Here is a 19,520-nt window from a genome sequence, read left to right as displayed (position 1 = left end):
TGTTTCGATACCTGGTGCGTAGCCGTACTCTGGGTGACCTGGAGTCTTAGAATGAAGCTGACGGAAGTTCTTAAGATCTTCAATTGAAAGCTCGTAACCTGCTAGATGAAGCAGAGAGTAAATCAGCATTGAGCCGTGACCGTTAGATAGGATAAAACGGTCGCGGTCAGCCCACTCTGGGTTTGATGGGTTGTGGTTTAGGTGAGAACGCCAAAGTACTTCAGCGATGTCAGCCATACCCATAGGCGCGCCAGGGTGACCAGAGTTTGCTTGTTGTACGCCGTCCATGCTTAGAGCACGAATAGCGTTAGCTAGATGTTTGCGATTCATAATTGCTTCCAATAGAGTCTAAATTAGAAATTTATAGTTTTGAAATAAGAGAGGAACGAAATTCGTTCCTCTTTTTTATCTGGTAGTGACTACAGCTTAGCTGCGATCATGTCTTCTAGTTTACCTTGGTCAACTGCGAAGTTACGGATACCTTCAGCCAGTTTCTCAACAGCCATTGCGTCTTGGTTGTGATCCCACAGGAATTCAGCGTGAGTCATTGCTGCAGGGCGTTCTTTAGTACCGTTAGAGTCAATTAGCTTCTCAACAACTTCGCCTTCAGCCGCTTCTAGGTCAGCTAGAAGTTGAGGAGCGATAGTTAGACGGTCACAACCAGCAAGTTCAAGGATCTCGCCGATGTTACGGAAGCTTGCGCCCATAACAACAGTTTTGTAGCCGTGCTCTTTGTAGTAGTTGTAGATTTCTGAAACAGAGATTACGCCTGGATCTTCAGAAGCTTCAAAGTCACGACCTTCTTTCGCTTTATACCAGTCCATGATGCGACCAACGAAAGGAGAGATAAGGAATACGCCAGCTTCAGCACAAGCACGAGCTTGAGCGAAAGAGAATAGAAGCGTTAGGTTACAGTTGATGCCTTCTTTCTCTAGGATTTCAGCAGCACGGATGCCTTCCCAAGTAGAAGCCAGTTTGATAAGGATGCGGTCGTTAGTGATGCCAGCGTCGTTGTACATTTTGATTAGCTGACGAGCTTTAGTCACACTGCCTTCTAAGTCGTAAGAAAGACGCGCGTCAACTTCAGTTGAGATACGACCAGGAACAACTTTAAGGATTTCTTTACCGATGTTTACATTTAGCATGTCGCAAGTATCTTGAACTTGCTGTGCTTTGTCGCCGCTTTGTGCTTTAGCGTATTCGATAGAAGCATCAATTAAAGGTGCGTACTCAGCAATTTGAGCAGCCTTAAGAATTAGAGAAGGGTTAGTAGTTGCATCTTCAGGTGTGTACTTGCTGATAGCTTCGATATCACCAGTGTCCGCTACAACAGTTGTAAGTTTACGTAGTTGCTCTAATTTATTGCTCATTGTTGATCATCCTATGTCTTGGGCAACACTTCATCAAAATGAAGCGTGGGCATTTGCAAGCTAACTCATCCATATTCTTAAAATTGGTTAATAGAAAGTGTATGAGTTTAAATTTTCAATTGAGCGAACATTTGTCTCGAACATATGATCGCTCAATGAGTAAATGATGTAGCCATATTTATCTGATCTAGCGGTAAAGTCAATTACGAATGACCGTTAATAGTGACTTTAATCAAATATATTTATCATCAGTCACCATAAGGCTTTCAGGCAAACGTTTAGCAATATTTCAATCTCTTTTATCCCCATCCTAGATTCATCTAAATATGAGTGAGAATATGTAACTTGAATGAGCAAATGCTCAGTGTGTATAATGAATTTAGGCGTAAAGATAAGAATATTGCGAAGTCTATCTTAGGTGAAATAATTGTTAATGGTGGGTTAAATAGAATATGTCTAATAATATTCAAGATGTTTCGGAAGAAAATACCGATGTACTAACAGAAATTGCCGTTGCTTATTATCAAGATGGAGCGACGCAAGAAGAAATATCAAAAAAGTTCTCAATCTCACGTGCAAAGGTAGGGCGAATGCTCAAACAAGCGAGGGATGAAGGGATCGTTGATATTACGGTGAAGTACCACCCGGTGTTTAGTGCCAAAATTGAACAGCGATTAATTGAACGCTTTGGCGTTAAACGTGCTTTAGTGGCGCTTGATCAGCCAGTAGAAGAGCAGCAACGATTACAGGTAGCAGGGTTAGTTTCAAAGTACTTAACTAGCTCACTTAAAAATGGAATGGTAGTAACAGTTGGGCAGGGGCGAAATGTATCGTCTGTTGCGCACCATGTTGGCGTAATTACCCCTCGAGATTGTAAGTTCGTTTGCGGCATTGGTGGTATTCACCCAAGAGGCGGCATGTTTAACGCGGATCATATCTGTCGCCAATTAGCTAAGAAATATGGAGGCAGTTCTGAAACCTTATACGCTCCAGCTTATGCGGAGAACAGAGATCAAAAACTAGCATTTATGCAAAATGCGACTGTTAAGCAAACACTCGACTTGGCACGTAAAGCAGACGTGGCCTTAGTTGGTATTGGTGACATGAGCGAGAACAGCTACATGGTCGACTTAGGCTGGTTTACCGCTGATGAAGTGGTTCAGTCACGATTACTGCAAGGTGTAGTGGGGGATTTTGCTGGTTACGATTTCTTCGATGTTCACGGCAAAGCGGCGAACACTGTGATGAGTGATCGAGTAATTGGTTTAGGCTTAGAAGAATACCGCGCCATCTCTGATGTTATTGCTATTGCGGCGGAAAACAGTAAGCCACTCGCTTTATTAGGTGCGTTGCGTTCAGGTGTTGTCGATGTGATTGCAACGACGGTAAGTAATGCTTTAACGGTTTTAAATTTAGATGAGCAACTTAGTGTGAATAATCCAAACAGCAGTGAGTAATCCAAGCGGCAATGAATAACCGAAGTTACAGTGAATAACTGAAATTGCAGTGAATAACTCAAACAACAGTGAAAAACTGAGCGGCTCGCATCATTGCTAAATTCACTATTTGATCATGTCATAGGAAAGAACCCTCTAAATGAAACCAGTGTAAAAATAGGGTTAAGTATTAGATATGACTCGAATAGTGAATTTGTTCAGCGGTTGAAAGAATTATCACTCTTTAATGTTAAGCCACATTAAAGGAGATAATTATGAAACTGTCATTTATTACACGAGCCATTTCTAGCAACAGTGATCAATCAAGTTCTATCTTTAAATCTAATCCTATCAAAACACTTAGCTTAATAGCAGCAACCTGCATACTCTCACCAGCTGCACATGCAGACGATAAAGTCGTCGCTGGGTATTTTGCTGATTGGCAATACCTCAATCAAGACAACCCATATACTGTTGACGATATACCTGCAGATAAACTATCCCACATCATTTATGCCTTCTTAAGCATGTGTGGACCGCATAGCGGTGCTGGTGAGCCAGTTCAAAAGCAAGTTAAGCAGCAATGTGTAGGTAAAGAACCTTACACAGCCATTATTGTCGATAAGAAGGCAGCGTTAGAAGTTGATTTCGGTGATGTGAACGTAGATGTGGGCTATAAAGGTCACTTTGCACAGCTAGCTCAACTTAAAGCTGACAATAAAGACATTATAATATTGCCATCATTTGGTGGATGGACAATGTCAGAACCTTTCCATGCTATGGCTAAAGATCCCAAAGCTATCGCACACTTTTCAAAAACTGCCGTTGAATTGATCCACCAATATGACTTCTTTGATGGTATTGATCTCGACTGGGAATATCCTGGAGGCGGCGGTTTAACCACTTCACCTTGGAACCCAGAGACTAAGCTCACTGATGAGCAGAAAGCGTTAGAACGTGAAGCGTTCACACTTTTAGTGAAAACAATTAGAAGTGATTTGGACGCTCTATCCAAGAAGACTCAAAGAGACTACGAGCTTTCAACAGCTGTCGGTGTTGGTGCTAAAGCCGCTCAGATAGATTGGAATGCAGCTAGCCCGTATTTAACGAATATGTTTGCGATGACGTATGATTTCCTCGGCGGATGGGGAACACAGACTGGTCACACGACAAACTTACATGCTACAGAGCGTAGTTGGTGGGGAATGGGATCGGATGTGTTCATTAACCAAATGATTGAGCAAGGCATTCCTAGTGAAAAACTTGTGATAGGTGCAGCCTTTTATGGGCGTGGCTGGCAAGGGACAAAAGACTTTAATGGAGAGTTACCTAAAGGCGATCTGGTTTCTGAGCAAGGCGCGCAGTTTGGTACCGGTGAAAACGGTTACTTTATGTTTTGGGACTTGATGAAAAACTACAGTTTGAAACAAGGCTACCAATACAAATATGATGAGCAGTCACAAGCACCGTATTTATGGAACCCAGAGAAAAAGGTATTTATATCTTTTGAAGATCAACGCTCAATTAAAGCTAAAGCTGAATGGGCGAAGAAGTCTAACCTAGGCGGTATTTTTACTTGGGAATTATCAGGAGACCCTACAGGGGAACTGGTAGATGTGATGCATGATGAAATGAATAAATAACCCATTTAGTACAAGCTATTAATAAAAAACACCTAGTTGAGACTAGGTGTTTTTTTATCTGTTTATCTGCTCGCTAGCCATATCACTAATTAGTCATACCGTTAAATAGAAAATTCGGCATTTTCAATTGTCTGCTGATTTAAATGAATCGCTAATTCTTCTGAAGATATAGGGCGAGAAAAGTAGTAGCCCTGCATCAAATCACATTTACATTCTTTAAGTACATCAAAGTGTTGATTCGATTCAACCCCTTCAGCAAGTACAATCATTCCAAAGTTTTTGCCGATTGCGATAATATTCTGAACCATCGTCAGAGATTGTTGGTCGCAGTGGATATTTTCAATGAAGCTCTTATCAATTTTTAGTTCATTAATTGGGAGTGCTTTTAGCATACTCAATGAGGAGTAACCCGTTCCAAAGTCATCGAGTGAAATTCTGATACCTTTTTTATGTAAGGCTTCACAGATTGGTTTTACGTGGCTTAAATCTTCAATAAACAGATTTTCAGTAATTTCTAAAGTGAGTAAATCTGGACTAAATTGATACTTTTCAAGTGTTGACATTAAATGCTCAGAAAAGCGTTTATTCATGAACTGACGAACTGAGATATTAATCGAAAGACCAAATTTTATTTGCTCGGACTGATGCAGTCTTGCAATTTGTTGTACGCTGGATTCAATAATGAAAGTACCCAATTTATTCATTAATCCAGTATTTTCAGCAATTGGGATAAACACATCTGGCGGTATAAAGCCAAGTTCTTCATCTACCCACCTGACTAGAGCTTCCACACCATAAGTACTGCCATCAGTATTGACTTGAGGCTGGAATACCATGAACAAGTTTTTATTCTCTACAGCAAGCCTTAGCCTTTGCTCAACCTTCATTTTATAGAGATGAGTTTCCTGCATTTCCGATGTAAAAATACTGAAAGAATTTTGTTGTTTCTTTGCCTTATACATAGAGATATCTGCAGCACGAAGTAAGCTATCTAAGTCATTTCCATGTTCCGGAAACATTGAAATTCCAATACTGCAACCGAGCAAAAACTGAGAGTCGTTGACTTCATAAGGCACTGCCAAATCATCAATGATCTGTTGGGCTAGAGCTTTAATATCTTGTTCATTACTTCGAGGAGTCAGTAAGATAAATTCATCACTGGACTCTCTTACAATTAAGCATTCACTGGTATGAATTTTGATAAGACGTTTTGAGATCTGTTTAAGTACCTTGTCACCAAAATCATGACCATGCGTATCGTTCACACTCTTAAAATTATCGATATCAATAAACAATAATGAAAACGGCTTGGTTTTGTTGCTTAGCCAATGGTGGATGTCATTTCGCATAAATTGCCTGTTTGGCAATAGAGTTAGAGGATCGTGGCTTGCCTGATAAACAAGTTGTTCTTTTGCTTTTTTTTCACTTCTTGCAATTGAACTGACGAGTGAATAAAAACCAATATGCAAAAGTATAAAGACTAAGAAATAAACAAGGAACTCCTTAGCGAAGAGCTCATCTATGTAAGTAAGGTCTGTTTGACTGACCACCCACATTTTATAGTCTCGAAGATATTTTGCGGTAACAATGGCATTGATCTGAGGATCAGCAATAGCGATGGAATAGCTTTGATTACTTAGTTTTATTTCTTCAACGCTAATGTCGTAGTACTCGGCCACTTTAGCGGTAATGACTTTATACATACTCGCATTAACCGTTTCATTATATCGAGCTACAGATTGAACAGATGAGGATTCAAATTGACGAAAGTGGTCAGAGCGAATGAGTAATAATTCATTATAGTCACCGTAGTGAGTATTATCGTTAAAAACTATGGTGCTGTTCAATTGCAAACCTGCAGTCATAACGGCTTGCACGCCTTTTCCGGGTAAAGAAATGGCTTTTCTAATTGGAATGATCAAGCTATTCAGTGACTCGTGAAAATAAGTTCTCCCTAAAATCATCTTGTCACTATTAAGCGTTTCTATGAATGAATCTCTAGTGTGCGGTCTTTCCATTAAACCGGGTAAAGTCGATAAACTGAGGTTGGAACTTACGGCAATGAAGTTACCTTCTTTATTCGCTAAAGCGAAAGCGGCAATGGCAGGGTGAGTGTTGAGTAATTGATCGAGTATTGGTCGAATTTGCAGCGCAGCTGTTCGGGTGAAGTCAGATTGCTGAACAAGTTGATGACCTACGACCTCCAATAGAGCTTCTTGGCTGGTCAGTAGAGAGTTCACTGATGTTGAAAAGAGTTCGACTTGTAGGTGCTGTTTGTCTACAAAGTCTTCTCTATTTGCATCCCACTTGTTGTAACCCAGAAATGTGAAAAGTATCAGGGTGATTGAGACAATCAGAAAATACAACATCCAGATATTTTTCTTGAATACAGCCATAGAAGTCTTCTTTTGTGATGAAACGCTTAACTCGTTTAGTTCTAAAGCACTTATTCTTAGAGCACTCGCTTACTACGGACTTAGCTAAAACTTGAACAATCTGAGATTTTTCTCATTCTAGCGAAGCGGTTTTACTTTGAATATCGGGTGTTAAATTGGTCGCTATTGAGATTAAACCAGATGATTATATTTGGCTCACAGCGATAGGAAGATCTGAATTGGCTCCCCATTCAGTCCATGAACCATCGTAGACACTCATGCTATTTTCATAACCAGCAATATATGCCGCAACAAGTAAAATACAAGCTGTTACACCAGAACCGCAACTAAAAATCATAGGGTTAAGTTCATCTAATGGTAGTTGATTGAAGATGTTCTTCAAGTCTTCAGTGTCTTTTAAGCGACCATTGTTCAGAACTGATGCAAAAGGAAGGCAAACGGAATGAGGAATATGCCCACTTCGTAGACCTTTTCTTGGTTCTGGCACTTTTGAATCAAATCTAGCCTGTGAACGAGCATCAATGATATTTGCGCTTTGAGCATTGGAATGTGCTAACACTTGCTGAGCGTCAATAAAGTTTTGGTTGACGAGTGTTCCACTGAAATCACCATCTCGTGTGACTTTTCTATACGCTGAAGTTGTTTCTCCTCCGCTCGAAATCCATGCAGGTAAACCTCCGTCTAAAATCAACACATTCATGTGCCCCATTGCTTGAAACATCCACCAAGCTCTTGGAGAAGCATAAGTTCCCGCATTGTCATATATCACGATGGTACTTGAATTGTTGATACCCAGTGCTTGTGCTCGTTCATTGAATAACTTTTCAGAAGGAAACATATGAGGGAGTAGGGTATGACGGTTGCAAAAGTCTTTGTCATAGTCGAATTGAATCGCATTAGGGATCATTTTTCCCGTAATCTTTGGTGACTCACCTGGGATTTGAAATTCGATACTGGCATCAAGGATAATTGTGTTTTCATCGTCACAAATAGTCTTTAACTGTTTAGCTGATATGAGTATTGGATCCATTACAGTTTTCCATTTTCTAAAGACGCAGAACAGCTTATAAATTGGTAACTGCGCGCTTGCGTTAGCTGGTTCGAAAGTTCTCGAAGTAGGGCATAATCATCAACTTGGCAATCTGTAGTGGCTGGTATGCCAAGTCGAAATGTGCCGAGTTCTGAGTGTTCAAGAGTTAAGTATCGCCTGTGTCCATCCAGCGATTGAGTCAAAGTGTTCGCTATTATGATAGCGGTTATTTTGTTTTCAGTTGTCGTAGTCAGCGGGTAGCGAGAAAGTAACACAAGCGCAATACACCCGAATGAAAGAATTAAGAGCCCGGCTTTGAGTGGTTTCATTCCATTGAAATACTGAATAGATAATGCATATAAGATACGGTACATAAAGAACAAATGGAATCTTGTTCGTTGAAATTTGTGCTTTGACAAATGAAACCGCAAGCTCTTTAACAAGCTTGCGGGTAATTAAGTTACAGATGGTTTTACAGATTACTAAAGTGAAGAGTCGCTACCTACCAGAGTATTTGAGCGTTGGCGGTTGAAAATACTTTTTGTAAAGGTGGTTGATTGTCGAAGAACCAAACTTCAACTAGAAACTCTTCATTGACAGATGGTGCTGAAAAGTTGCTATTAAATTCCCCTCCATTCATCGAGCCTGCAATCACCTTACTTGAGTAATCGGGTTTATAGCTTGAATCATCTCTAGCTGAGAATCTACTGTAGACGGATACGAAAGCTCGTTCGGTACTAATATTGCTAATGTCTATATCCATTGTGTAGTTACCCATTGGGTCGTAATTAAAGCCGTCTGGCACTACTAGATCTTCCATCTTGACTGCTGCAACCGCGGCAGGTGCAGGTGCCGCCGTTGAGCCACCACCACCGCCACCTCCACAACCATTAACTAAAGTAACAGAGATAACACACGCCACAAGGTAGCCAGTTTTTAATATTGAATTCGATAATAAAGTCATGTTGAGCTCCTTAACTATGGGATATAACATTGGTTTGCTGCGGGTGCTTTGTACCATTTTTTAGCATCTTGACCTTCTGATTCAGCGTAGGTCGCAAACTCTGGGTAAGCTGTGACAATATCGACGCGCTCAAGTGGCCATTCCCATTCTTCAGCTGAGGTGATCAGTAATGCCCATGGGTGATTTTCTACTGTTTTAAAGTATTTCCCTAGTCCTGGTTGGCTGTCATCTACGCCTAAACCAGTATTGAAAAGGTTATTACTATCGAATGCTTCTGTTGGTGCTTGATCTGATAGGTGTACTTCCCAACTTCTACCCGGGTGCAGTGGTAAATTTGGTCCATGGTAATGACCTGGCGTTGCGAAAATAAAGGGGTCGTAAGGCATGTCAGTCCAAGATCCTGTATCCACACCATCTCCGTTCAATGTCACACCAATTTGGAAAATAAATTCTTCGTCTTGTTTGCAGTTAGATTTGGTTCTATAAAAACTACACCCAGATGATGTATGAGCCGTTAAGTTCTCTGTAACAATAAAGATAGCTTCTGAGCGGTTATCTTCTAAACCTAATACGTCGTTGACTCCTGAACCAATATAGCTGCCATTATGTTTCATGTAAGAGCTTGAGCTATTCACTTCAGATGGGGATAAACCTTCCATTCGAATACCAAACCCATTCAGGTAATCTGCGCCAACGGCTGCTAGCCTGCCGTCGATGGTTGATTTGATGACTTTTCCATCTTTCAGTATTTCGGTAATGCGATAGAAAATAACTGCATCATTCATGTCGTAATCGGCTTTGTATGGCCAGTTGTCTTCATAAGCTAGAGTTGCGTAGCCAGATGCACTCGGGAAGTAACGGGCAGAAGCTCCATCATTTAGAACGTCAACTTGGATATCAACCACTTCACCCGATGTTGATCCACCAAAGTAATTTAACCCCGTTTGTTGGCTGAATCTGAACCTAGCCCATGTTGTGCCTGTTAGTGCATTAATATCAGCTGTTAAGAACAAAGTATTCTCCCCAGCAGATAAAGCTTGATCGGTGAAGACTTGCTCGTTTTCGCCATCAAAGCTGCCATCTTGGTTCCAATCAATCCAAGCGGATAAATAACCAGACGTTGAAGCGTCGATTAATACTTTAGAATCTAAACCTGACTCAAGACCTGTAACAAACCCAATACCACCATTAGCCCACTCGTCATCAATGCCAGATGATTCATCGGATTGAGGTGAAGTAAAACCGTCTTGCTCACCGTCGGGTTGAGCATTACCAAGCCATGTTATTCCGTCAAGCTCGTGTCGTGGACCGTTACTCGACAGCAAAGTTAAATAACTGTCTGGTGCATCACCAAAGTCGATATTCGAGTCTTCATCGACTACAGGAGCATTGGCACATCGAGCACCATCATTTTGACCTGAAGCTGGACCATTAGAGACGAATTCAACAGCAGGGACGATGCCATTATTGATATTGGATTGGTTAGCAGAAGAAAGGTTGATTCGGTAAATCTTGCCATCTTGGTTACGAGACACGTAGTAGTATCCGTTAACATCGAAGTAACCTGCACCGAAAGTCCCTTTTTCACCCGTATCTCCAATCATTTCACTTGAACCATCAGTACGGTCGAATCTATACAAATAGCCAGAGTTATTGTCTATGCCATACAGAAAACCATTACCGGGATGGAAAGCAAAATCCGTTAAGGTGATGGTAGCCGTCGAAGAAATTTGAGTAACAGGTAATACGGCATTTTTATCAGAATCAAGAGGGGTTAGATCAATGGAAAATAGCCCTTCACCTTTGCGATAAAGGTAGTATTTATGCCCAAAAACATCACCTACGTAGAAAGTATGATTGGTTGGCAGTCCGCTGGTGTTGACAACTTCTGCTTGGAAGTCTTTACCAAGGCGTACAATACGTTTGTTTGTTGTGTCGTACCCATAAATATAGCGGTCATCAAAATCAAATCCCACGCCGTTGATATTGGCGTTCATGCCCGTATCTGCTTGTAGCAGTGATGTGGAGCCTGTTACTAGGTTCACTCCATACACTTGAACGGGTGTGGACTGGAAAAGGTATGCTTGGCTTGGGCAAGTATCAAAAGGGTTTGCCTGAGCGAAAAAAGGAGCGCCTAGCAATAAACTGAGTGTTGTGATTCTCATATCTACATCCTTATTTTAGGTGATGTAGATATGTAATCAAATCACGTGCCAATTTTAACTGTTTGATTTGGTTGGTTAAATTGTTTATCTGATTAGGCGTAGTAAAATGATTGTCATAATGAGAAGAGAATCGGAATATTGGAAGCTGATAATAAAAAGCCTCAGATAAAGTCTGAGGCTAGGTATAGAAGGTATTAACCGTGACTTACGAACAAACTGGGCATGTTGGCATTTTCATAAGTTTCATTTCACGCCAACTCAAAGACATAGCGTCGAGAATCAGTAGTTTTCCTGCCTTTGGAGTACCAAAGTTTGCTATAACCTTGATTGCTTCAAGTGCTTGAGTCGCTCCAATAATTCCTACCACAGGAGCCATAACCCCAGCTTCGACACAGCTTAAAGCCGCGTTACCAAATAAAGAACTTAAACATTGATAGCATGGCTCATTGTGATCTTGGTAAGTGAATACACTAATTTGTCCTTCCATGCGAATAGCCGCACCAGATACTAAAGGTGTTTTTGATAAAAAGCATAAACGGTTAAGCTGGTTACGAGTTTCAACGTTATCACTGGCATCCAAAACAAGAGTATGAGATTCAACTAATTGCTTTAACTCATCATCATTTAATCTATTGTCTCGCGAATCTAGCGATAAATGCGGATTTAACTGTTTAAGAGATTGAGCGGCGGAATCCACTTTCTTCTTCCCAATATCACCATCATTATGAAGAACTTGACGCTGTAAATTAGACAGCTCAACATGGTCATCATCAATTAATGTGATATGACCGACACCTGCGGTGGCAAGGTATTGAGCCGAAGCGCAGCCTAATCCGCCAGCTCCAAGTACAAGTACCGAGCTCTGTTTAAGAGCCTCTTGCCCTTCGAAATCAAACTGCTTAAGGATGATTTGTCGGTTATAGCGAAGCATTTCTGCATCAGACAGGATTTCCATGCACATGCCTCGTTAGTAAAGAGTCGAGTTAAACAGTTGAATTTGTACGATTTCACCAACTTCAACGCTACCACGATCTTTCTCTATTACAACAAAGCAATTTGCTAAGCTCATTGAACGGAATGCACCAGAGCTTTGGTTTCCGGTGGTTTCCACAACAAACTTGCCATCTTCAATTGTGTAAATTCCGCGTTGGTAGTCAGTACGACCAGGTCCTTTCTTGAAGGCAGATTTGGTCACCGCTGGGATCGATTCCGGAGCCGTCCAAGCTGAATGCCCTGCAAGTTTTGCAAGCATTGGCTGAACTAAAACGTACATCGTCAGTATTGCTGATACTGGGTTACCCGGAAGCCCGCAGAACCAAGCATTATCCAGTTCACCAAAAGCAAAGGGCTTGCCTGGTTTAATTGCCAGTTTCCAAAAGCCGATTTGTCCCAGTTCTTCTAAAATGTCTTTCGTGTAGTCAGCTTCGCCAACACTCACACCACCAGAAGTAACAACAACATCAGCAAAAGATTGAGCTTTATCGAAGGTTTCTTTTAACGTGTCAGGGCAATCAGGAATAATGCCGAGATCAATGGCTTCACAACCAAATGCTTCGATAAGAGGTTTAATACCATAACGGTTACTGTCGTAGATTTGCCCTTCCGCTAATGGTTCACCTAAGGTTTTGAGTTCATCACCTGTTGAGAAGAACGCGACTTTAGGCTTACGAACCACAGTGATATGGCTAATACCCAAAGAGGCAATCATTGGAATGTCACGAGGCGTTAACCGAGCGCCCTGACTCAACACAATATCACCTTGCTTAATATCATCACCTGTCGGGCGAATATTATTATTCAGCTGGATATGTTCCTGCGTGATCTGGATACCCGCGTCAGTCACGTTTGTGTTTTCTTGCATGACAACGGCATCACAACCTTCGGGAATTTTTGCCCCTGTCATGATTCGAATAGTGGTTTGAGCTGGCCATTCGCCTGAGAAAGGTTGCCCAGCGAAAGATTTACCTGCTAATGGGAGTACTCGTGACTTTTCAAGGTCGGCTAATCTAAGGGCATACCCGTCCATTGCTGAATTGTCAAAAGGAGGCACAAAAATGGGAGACAGTACATCTTCAGCAAGAACATACCCAAGCGCTTCGGCAAGAGGTAAAGATAAGGTCGTTTGGATTGGTTTAATTGGTGACAGCATTTTGTCTAATGCTTCTTCAATTGGCATTAAGCCCGGAGCGTCGCAACAGCCCATAATTGAATTTCCTTTAACTTTTATTATATTGATTTATAGGTCAGCAGGGCTGACATAACTGCGGGCACTCTAGCATATTTGGGGCTTGTAAATAATGACCTCCCTTAAAATATGGGTGTAATTAATCAAAATTCCGAGTATCCTTTCAGCCATCCAAAAGGGGTAATAAAAGAAGGGAAGTTCAATGTCAGGTCTTAGCGAATCAGCGAAGTTGGTTAAAGATGCGCTAGCAAGCCGCGGGTTAGAAACACCAATGAGCCCGAATGATGTCAGCCGAGAAGAAAAGAAAGAGCGTATCGAGCATCATATGCGTGAGATCTTAACTCTTCTTGAACTCGATCTTTCAGACGATAGTTTAGAAGAAACGCCACAACGCATTGCAAAAATGTACGTTGATGAAGTGTTCTCTGGTCTGGATTACGCTAACTTTCCTAAAATCACTGTTATCGAAAATAAGATGAAAGTGAGTGAGATGGTTTGCGTAAAAAATATTACTGTGACTAGCACGTGTGAGCATCATCTTGTCACTATTGATGGTAAAACGGCGGTTGCTTATATCCCTAGAGGGAAAATCATCGGCTTATCAAAAATAAACCGTATTGTTCGTTTCTTTGCTCAGCGCCCGCAAGTTCAAGAGCGCATGACTCAGCAAATTTTAATTGCACTTCAGACGTTATTAGAAACGGACGATGTCGCTGTTACTATGGATGCCGTGCATTATTGCGTAAAATCACGTGGTGTGATGGATGCAACCAGCGAAACGACGACGACGGCTCTCGGTGGTTTATTTAAGTCAAATCCTGCGACTCGACATGAATTTCTGCATGGTTTGCGATAAGAGTTAACTCGATATTTTAAAGTTCTAAGCCCTAGTATTTCGATACTGGGGCTTTTTCATTTTAGAGGAATAATGCCGAAGTCGATGCTTTATTCAACTGCTGCCGTTGTCAAATTATAGAAGTGAAATTCATTCATCGATTAAATATAAATAGTTACTTAGGTTTATAAATGCTATCTTTCGGTCACTTTTTTCCGAATGAAAAAGATCTGAAACGAGCAATTTCCAGACTATTAGTAGAGGTTTTTCAACAAAACCAATGTTTATTGTTGTTAACTCCATCATTAACCTTACTAAAATCAAGCCATGTCCCTATGAGTTATTAGAGGGTTTAGTGACTCAGGAAATCATCAGTTTCAAGTTCTTCAACATAGTTATAGATACGATGAGTCGACATGCTTCGAAGGCTTAATTTAAACCAGTTATTATTTGTGACGCATATGCTGCTTGTTCTTTGGCTTGTTGGGTCTTTTAGCTATACGCGTTATGCAAGTGAGTGGAGCGGGAAAATAGCCTCTGAAGTCCGTTTAGCAAACTCATCTATGCAACATATACTGAAAGATGTGTCGTTTGCTGCCAGAGGGTTGAATTATAATTACGTAGCCACTCAGCATGCTCTTGCTGGTTACGACGAAACGCCAAATTTATTTTATTTCGAAGTTATCGCCACTTCAAAAAATGAAGAATCCTACAATGTTGCATGGGCAAAAGATGTCGGTGAATTGTGGAATACTGAAGCACTATTTGAACAAAATGATGAACTTGAAATTAGTATCAAAGGGCTAAGAGAACGTCTTATGACGGCCTCTGAAGAAGAAAGGTTTAAACTTACTTATGTGCTTGATCGACTGCTCGATAAACAAGATAGGTTAAGTAACCATATTCGTCTTGAGAACCTATTTGGAAATATCTATTTTGAACCAGATTTTACTCATTCTGATTATGTTCTGGATCTAAACTCTTGCTTGCTTTACCTCAAACTTCCTCTCTTAAACTCTGAAGACAGTTATTTATGGGCTGTTTTCGATGCGACAAGCCTGACTCAATTTAAGATTGACACTATCTTCCTTCTAGCTCGTGAAGCCTTTATTGCTATTTTATTTTCGATTGCCTTAATTGTTTGGGCAAGCCGTAGGATCATTCAGCCAATACATCGCTTAGCTGAAAGTATGGAAGGGGACATCGACTCTATAGATGTTGATTCTATTCCTGAGCAACATCGCTCTGACGAATTAGGAAAGCTGGCACAACGCTATGCTTCGCTCATTCGTAGAATACAAAATCAAATGTTAGGGCTTAGAAGGCAGTCTTTATTTGATGTACTTACAGGTGTTTACTCTCGGTTCGCGTACGAAACACAAGCAAACTTAACCCTAGAAAGCTCTTGGAAGAACGATCGATGGTTTGGGCTAATTATCATCGATATTGATAATTTTAAAGCCTATAACGATGAATTTGGCCATGCTACCGGTGATGAGGCCCTTCAAGCTGTCGCCAAAGCGTTCAGAACAAGTATTAATCCTCATTCAGATAAAGTGTATCGATTTGGTGGAGAAGAGTTCGTTATTGTTTGTGAGAAATCATCCGCTAGCGGTGTTAGCTCTCTCGCTGAATTATTGAGAACCAATGTATGGCTGAAGAAAATTCAACATCCTAACAATGGCGGGCTAGGTTTCGTGACTTGTTCTGTGGGTGTTTCTATGTCCCGTGGTTCTGATCGAGAAGTGAGTTTGAAAGCTTTATTTAAACAGGCCGATTTAGCGCTTTATCAAGCCAAAGATAGTGGGAGAAACCAAGTCGTTATTGCAGGACAAAGAAGTGCTATAACCGAGGATGACGGTGATCTGCAAGGTAATAGCCAAAGAGCAAATGGTCTTTGCCAAGAAGAGCGAGATAAGACGATTGAAAATAAAGAGCCTGTAGCGTAACTAAATAACCCGCAGAATAACTATTGGCTAAAAAAGCCTATGGAATGACTAAGTAGCCAGTAGAGTGGCTATGTAGTCTGTCGAGTAACTGCATAGCCTTTAGAGTCAATTAGTAGCAGCCGAAGACCTTCAATTCAAATAACCAGTGCATCGTTAGGGTATTTTAAGTACTTAGAATATAAGTACTTTGGTATTTTGATGTAGCTGACTGGCTCAATGTGCTTAAAGCGCATTCAAAAACTAACGATTGAAGATATTTAAAAATTTTGACCAGCGAGATTGTGGTTGGTTGGCAGAATACAAAGAAAAGCCGTCGTAAAAACTTGCCATAAAACCAGTTCTTTGAACTTCAAAATCACCGGGTTGAATATTCAAGATAAGTTTTGAAGTAGCGGCAGCATGATCATTCGCCAAACTGAAATCCATTCCCATTCTACCCTGAACAAACAGCCATAAATGCGTAACAAACACTAAATGTTTGATATGAGAGTTTTGAAACTTCTGACTGTTTTCAACACCGACAGTGTCATCAAAGATTTTTTGCATTGCATGGCTGGTGTCTTTATTTGACTCAACGCCATAACTCGCATCAATGTGAGATTTCGTGAGCAACCCAAGAAGAGTTTGGCGTTGTGTGTTTTGAGGCTTGTTAGTGCATGCATGAGCAAACAGATTTTGGTTCTGATCAATAAAAGTTTCAAGCTCAGATTCATAACCTTCCACTAATGCTTGTATGTTATCGAACCCTGATTGCTCTAACGTTTTGCTCAGTTTAATCATTGCTTTGCAGTTCTTCCCATGTAACCTCAGCCGACTGAGTATCACTGTTAACAAATGCAGAATTACCTGAAAGCATGACCGATAAGTCCATTGTACGTTGCGTCATGGCTGCCATCTGTTGGATACCATCATTACTTAAACGTGTAATGTCAGCATTTAGATAACCAAATTTACCTTTATTTTGTTCCCACCAAACATTTGACTTCGTATTGAAACTGAACACTTTTACATTCTTAGATAAACGTGTCGCTTTCTTCACACGTTCAGGATCAGGTTCACCAACGTCAATCCATTCCACAATTTGATCATCAAGTGTCTTTTCCCATAAATCCGGTTCTTCAATGCTTGATAAGCCTTTAGTAAATTGAAGTTCTGGTGATGCATTCAAACAAAAGGCAATGATACGAGCCATCATGCGTTGTTCTGTTTCTGATGGGTGCTGAGCAATCGTTAGATTAAAAGAGTCGTAATAATCGCGGTTCATATCAGTGAGAGAAATTCGAAACTTATAGATTGTTGGTTTAAGAGCCATGTATACATCTTAGATAAAATAGTGGAAGGCGATATTACCCTAATTCTTTGATTAGCGCGCAAAAAAATAGCCAGCAGATGCTGGCTATTCTTAGAAAGCGATAAGCGACTTAATTAAAGTACTTTAATGCTGTCTGCTTGTGGGCCTTTTTGACCTTGAGATACAGTGAACTCAACTTTTTGACCTTCAGCTAGAGTTTTGAAACCGTCGCCTGTGATTGCAGAAAAGTGTGCAAATACGTCAGCGCCGTTTTCTTGTTGAATGAAACCGAAACCTTTAGTTTCGTTAAACCATTTTACTGTACCAGTAACTGTGTTAGACATGTTGATATCCTGAAATTTAATTATTATGAGCCAATTGTGGCACGATAGCGCGGAAAAATTTATTGCTATTGTGTACAACACAACGGGGTTACTAGTAATCCGACGAAATGTGTATATACAAAGAATTTTCTTTCTAGCCGGGTTCTGAGTCTAAATCAATTGAGGGTCAAGTCAACGAATTCAAGGCATAAAACGAGCGATATATGCTGGCTGTCAAATTTCTCATCCCTTAAATATCATGGGTTTACAATAGCATGACGTTTTCTGATATTTTTTGTGAAACTCTTGCTTTAAATCGATTATGATAGTTATGAATATGTGGTTAATCCACATTTCCTAAATGATGAAAGGAAAAATTATGAGTAAGAAGAAAAAGGCGCTGAAGCCTGCTTCAAATCGGGTAGATATAACCGAGTTTATTGAAGTCGAAACCGGGCGGGGAATAGTGAAAGACAACGCATTGAAAGCAGTAGTGACGAGTAGAATATTTAGAAGCCGAGTAGAAAAAGCGAAAAAAGGAAAAGGGAGCTTCACAAGAAAAGCTAAGTATAGAGGCAAAGAGCCCTATTCAAAGGTTGCTTAAGAGCGATATTTGAATAGGGCTTTTTCTTTAGCTCGTGATTACAGCTAGGTGAGAAGCTTAGTATTTACTTAAGAGCTATCGTTCAACTTTAGGTGAGTAAATAGAGTAAGCAGTAATTTGCCCTGCCACGATTGCTGAAAACATAAATAAAGCAGACAAACCAATACTTGGGATTGGCAATATAGATTGCTCAAATACCGATTGGCTAGCACTCACGAGTACACGGCTACCAGGCACAAGAATGATGATGCCTTGAACAATATAGATTGCCCCAGTTAGGTTCATTCTTTTGGCTATCCAAGTTCCATAAAGTGTAATGAGAACGGTAGTAACCCAAGTTCCTACTACCCAGCCACTATCAAATCCTAAATAGAATGGTCCCCACATACCTAGCACCGCGACAGGAAGTCCAAGTAATATATCCTTTGGACGCGCGTTAAATATCACCCCTATACATACTGAGATGAGCACCAGCCCAAAAACGTGCATCCAAGTGGGCACTTCATTAGTATAAGAAATTGACTCAACTTGTCCCCAGACCGCTTCACCAATGTTAAGCCCCATGACAATTCCAACAAAAAGCTTAATTAAGGAAAGTGCGCTTTGCCCCAATAAGCTGGTCCCCGACACTAAATCATTAAAAGCCAGGCATTCTAGAGCGTTTGCAATCGACAATCCGGGGACAAATAGAACGACGGATGCAATACAAAGTGCCCAAATCGGAATTGGCATACCAGTGCTTGCTAAGAATGCGACAAAAATACCAGTGATAAGAGCAGAGATAAATTCTGCGGCAATGGCTCTTCGTGAATGGCAGACTTGCTGGCATACCCAAACCATAAACCCAAGCAAGACTGAAAAAGCCACAGCCTCCAAGGTACTGCCTACTAGCATCAAGTAAGCAGGTGGAATCCCCATATTTGCAAGCGCGCTAATCACTTTTGAATAGCCAACGGGTTCAGGAACGGGTTCACTGCTCGGTTGGTTAATTCGAATAATCGTATTAGCAAGCAAACTTAGATTTATAGATGCCGGTTTATGACGTTTTAGTATTACAGCATTATTGTCATCAGGAAATTGGTAGTTTATGGCTGTGGGCGTCGCTTGAATCATCACATCAACCCCATGCTTTTTTGCATAGTATTGAGTGTACTTTTCTAGTTTATATGGGGCACAACCACTGCGATGAAGGGTGTCTCCAATCTCAACAATTTTGTTAATTCTATACTGCGAAGGCATGGGCATTTATGGGATGAACAAATTTGCGGCAAATGTACCAGAGGTGTTTTAAAATAACGAGAAATTTAGGTGATTTAACGCAGACTTTTT

General features: G+C 40.8%; 17 protein-coding genes and 1 pseudogene. 5 read left to right on the top strand and 13 right to left on the bottom strand.

Going from position 1 to position 19,520, the window contains the following annotated elements; translation table 11 throughout:
- Both F0226_RS19795 and tal read right to left on the bottom strand, forming a co-directional pair.
- Positions 1-330 (bottom strand): annotated as a pseudogene (locus F0226_RS19795) (transketolase); the annotation flags it as partial.
- A gap of 89 nt (positions 331-419) precedes the next feature.
- Positions 420-1,370 (bottom strand): transaldolase, encoded by a 951-nt coding sequence (tal, locus tag F0226_RS19790; RefSeq protein ID WP_171737263.1) that lies wholly within the window; start codon positions 1,368-1,370, stop codon positions 420-422.
- A gap of 452 nt (positions 1,371-1,822) precedes the next feature.
- Between tal and F0226_RS19785 the strand changes: the two genes are divergently transcribed.
- Positions 1,823-2,827 carry a sugar-binding transcriptional regulator gene (locus tag F0226_RS19785; protein WP_171737262.1) on the top strand — a complete coding sequence of 335 codons (1,005 nt, stop codon included), beginning with the start codon at positions 1,823-1,825 and terminating at the stop codon, positions 2,825-2,827.
- Positions 2,828-3,081: 254 nt separating this feature from the next.
- Positions 3,082-4,449, top strand: coding sequence for a glycoside hydrolase family 18 protein (locus tag F0226_RS19780; protein ID WP_171737261.1), 1,368 nt, complete (start codon positions 3,082-3,084; stop codon positions 4,447-4,449).
- A 101-nt stretch (positions 4,450-4,550) separates the two neighbouring features.
- Here the strand turns inward: F0226_RS19780 and F0226_RS19775 are convergent, their stop codons facing one another.
- From F0226_RS19775 to moeA, 7 genes are all read right to left on the bottom strand, one after another.
- Complete coding sequence (locus F0226_RS19775; RefSeq protein ID WP_171737260.1) at positions 4,551-6,845, bottom strand: EAL domain-containing protein; 2,295 nt, start codon at positions 6,843-6,845, stop codon at positions 4,551-4,553.
- Between the two features lie 184 nt (positions 6,846-7,029).
- The gene (locus tag F0226_RS19770) at positions 7,030-7,875 is read right to left on the bottom strand and encodes a sulfurtransferase (protein ID WP_171737259.1); all 846 of its coding nucleotides are present in this window, start codon (positions 7,873-7,875) and stop codon (positions 7,030-7,032) included.
- Positions 7,875-8,204 carry a hypothetical protein gene (locus tag F0226_RS19765; protein WP_171737258.1) on the bottom strand — a complete coding sequence of 110 codons (330 nt, stop codon included), beginning with the start codon at positions 8,202-8,204 and terminating at the stop codon, positions 7,875-7,877. The genes F0226_RS19770 and F0226_RS19765 overlap by 1 nt, the downstream gene beginning before the upstream one ends.
- 173 nt (positions 8,205-8,377) lie before the next feature.
- A complete protein-coding gene (locus F0226_RS19760; protein WP_253820875.1) occupies positions 8,378-8,839 on the bottom strand; it encodes a hypothetical protein in 462 nt (153 codons plus the stop codon).
- A gap of 14 nt (positions 8,840-8,853) precedes the next feature.
- The gene (locus F0226_RS19755; protein ID WP_171737256.1) at positions 8,854-11,004 is read right to left on the bottom strand and encodes an LruC domain-containing protein; all 2,151 of its coding nucleotides are present in this window, start codon (positions 11,002-11,004) and stop codon (positions 8,854-8,856) included.
- 205 nt (positions 11,005-11,209) lie between these two features.
- The gene (moeB, locus tag F0226_RS19750) at positions 11,210-11,959 is read right to left on the bottom strand and encodes a molybdopterin-synthase adenylyltransferase MoeB (protein ID WP_171737255.1); all 750 of its coding nucleotides are present in this window, start codon (positions 11,957-11,959) and stop codon (positions 11,210-11,212) included.
- Positions 11,960-11,971: 12 nt separating this feature from the next.
- Positions 11,972-13,207, bottom strand: a complete 1,236-nt coding sequence (gene moeA, locus F0226_RS19745) for a molybdopterin molybdotransferase MoeA (protein WP_171737254.1) — start codon at positions 13,205-13,207, stop codon at positions 11,972-11,974.
- Between the two features lie 184 nt (positions 13,208-13,391).
- Here moeA and folE point away from each other — a divergent pair, with 184 nt between their 5' ends.
- On the top strand, positions 13,392-14,045 hold the full coding sequence (gene folE / locus F0226_RS19740) for a GTP cyclohydrolase I FolE (protein WP_137375367.1): 654 nt from the start codon (positions 13,392-13,394) through the stop codon (positions 14,043-14,045).
- Positions 14,046-14,440: 395 nt separating this feature from the next.
- Positions 14,441-15,973 (top strand): sensor domain-containing diguanylate cyclase, encoded by a 1,533-nt coding sequence (locus F0226_RS19735; protein ID WP_171737253.1) that lies wholly within the window; start codon positions 14,441-14,443, stop codon positions 15,971-15,973.
- Between the two features lie 240 nt (positions 15,974-16,213).
- Here F0226_RS19735 and F0226_RS19730 read toward each other — a convergent pair whose 3' ends face one another.
- The 3 genes from F0226_RS19730 to F0226_RS19720 all read right to left on the bottom strand — a co-directional run bounded on the left by F0226_RS19730 (position 16,214) and on the right by F0226_RS19720 (position 17,608).
- The gene (locus F0226_RS19730) at positions 16,214-16,753 is read right to left on the bottom strand and encodes a hypothetical protein (RefSeq protein WP_171737252.1); all 540 of its coding nucleotides are present in this window, start codon (positions 16,751-16,753) and stop codon (positions 16,214-16,216) included.
- Positions 16,746-17,285 carry a YaeQ family protein gene (locus F0226_RS19725; RefSeq protein ID WP_171737251.1) on the bottom strand — a complete coding sequence of 180 codons (540 nt, stop codon included), beginning with the start codon at positions 17,283-17,285 and terminating at the stop codon, positions 16,746-16,748. The genes F0226_RS19730 and F0226_RS19725 overlap by 8 nt, the downstream gene beginning before the upstream one ends.
- A 113-nt stretch (positions 17,286-17,398) precedes the next feature.
- Complete coding sequence (locus tag F0226_RS19720) at positions 17,399-17,608, bottom strand: cold-shock protein (protein ID WP_137375363.1); 210 nt, start codon at positions 17,606-17,608, stop codon at positions 17,399-17,401.
- Between the two features lie 358 nt (positions 17,609-17,966).
- Here F0226_RS19720 and F0226_RS19715 point away from each other — a divergent pair, with 358 nt between their 5' ends.
- Complete coding sequence (locus F0226_RS19715) at positions 17,967-18,191, top strand: ribosome alternative rescue factor ArfA (protein WP_171737250.1); 225 nt, start codon at positions 17,967-17,969, stop codon at positions 18,189-18,191.
- A gap of 75 nt (positions 18,192-18,266) precedes the next feature.
- Here F0226_RS19715 and F0226_RS19710 read toward each other — a convergent pair whose 3' ends face one another.
- Positions 18,267-19,430, bottom strand: coding sequence for a threonine/serine exporter family protein (locus tag F0226_RS19710; protein WP_171737249.1), 1,164 nt, complete (start codon positions 19,428-19,430; stop codon positions 18,267-18,269).
- Positions 19,431-19,520: the final 90 nt, after the last annotated feature.

The organism is Vibrio sp. 99-70-13A1, from assembly GCF_013114625.1.
GTDB lineage: Bacteria > Pseudomonadota > Gammaproteobacteria > Enterobacterales > Vibrionaceae > Vibrio.
The sequence above is the reverse complement of the archived record's forward strand: the minus strand, read 5'-3'. Positions and strand labels throughout refer to the sequence as shown.

Coding starts and splice junctions, on each gene's coding strand:
- F0226_RS19760 (WP_253820875.1), bottom strand. CDS start 8,839: ATGACTTTATTATCGAATTCAATATTAAAAACTGGCTACCTTGTGGCG.
- F0226_RS19710 (WP_171737249.1), bottom strand. CDS start 19,430: ATGCCTTCGCAGTATAGAATTAACAAAATTGTTGAGATTGGAGACACC.
- F0226_RS19715 (WP_171737250.1), top strand. CDS start 17,967: ATGAGTAAGAAGAAAAAGGCGCTGAAGCCTGCTTCAAATCGGGTAGAT.
- F0226_RS19730 (WP_171737252.1), bottom strand. CDS start 16,753: ATGATTAAACTGAGCAAAACGTTAGAGCAATCAGGGTTCGATAACATA.
- folE (WP_137375367.1), top strand. CDS start 13,392: ATGTCAGGTCTTAGCGAATCAGCGAAGTTGGTTAAAGATGCGCTAGCA.
- F0226_RS19775 (WP_171737260.1), bottom strand. CDS start 6,845: ATGGCTGTATTCAAGAAAAATATCTGGATGTTGTATTTTCTGATTGTC.
- tal (WP_171737263.1), bottom strand. CDS start 1,370: ATGAGCAATAAATTAGAGCAACTACGTAAACTTACAACTGTTGTAGCG.
- F0226_RS19765 (WP_171737258.1), bottom strand. CDS start 8,204: ATGAAACCACTCAAAGCCGGGCTCTTAATTCTTTCATTCGGGTGTATT.
- F0226_RS19770 (WP_171737259.1), bottom strand. CDS start 7,875: ATGGATCCAATACTCATATCAGCTAAACAGTTAAAGACTATTTGTGAC.
- F0226_RS19785 (WP_171737262.1), top strand. CDS start 1,823: ATGTCTAATAATATTCAAGATGTTTCGGAAGAAAATACCGATGTACTA.
- F0226_RS19720 (WP_137375363.1), bottom strand. CDS start 17,608: ATGTCTAACACAGTTACTGGTACAGTAAAATGGTTTAACGAAACTAAA.
- moeA (WP_171737254.1), bottom strand. CDS start 13,207: ATGGGCTGTTGCGACGCTCCGGGCTTAATGCCAATTGAAGAAGCATTA.
- moeB (WP_171737255.1), bottom strand. CDS start 11,959: ATGGAAATCCTGTCTGATGCAGAAATGCTTCGCTATAACCGACAAATC.
- F0226_RS19755 (WP_171737256.1), bottom strand. CDS start 11,004: ATGAGAATCACAACACTCAGTTTATTGCTAGGCGCTCCTTTTTTCGCT.
- F0226_RS19735 (WP_171737253.1), top strand. CDS start 14,441: ATGCTTCGAAGGCTTAATTTAAACCAGTTATTATTTGTGACGCATATG.
- F0226_RS19780 (WP_171737261.1), top strand. CDS start 3,082: ATGAAACTGTCATTTATTACACGAGCCATTTCTAGCAACAGTGATCAA.
- F0226_RS19725 (WP_171737251.1), bottom strand. CDS start 17,285: ATGGCTCTTAAACCAACAATCTATAAGTTTCGAATTTCTCTCACTGAT.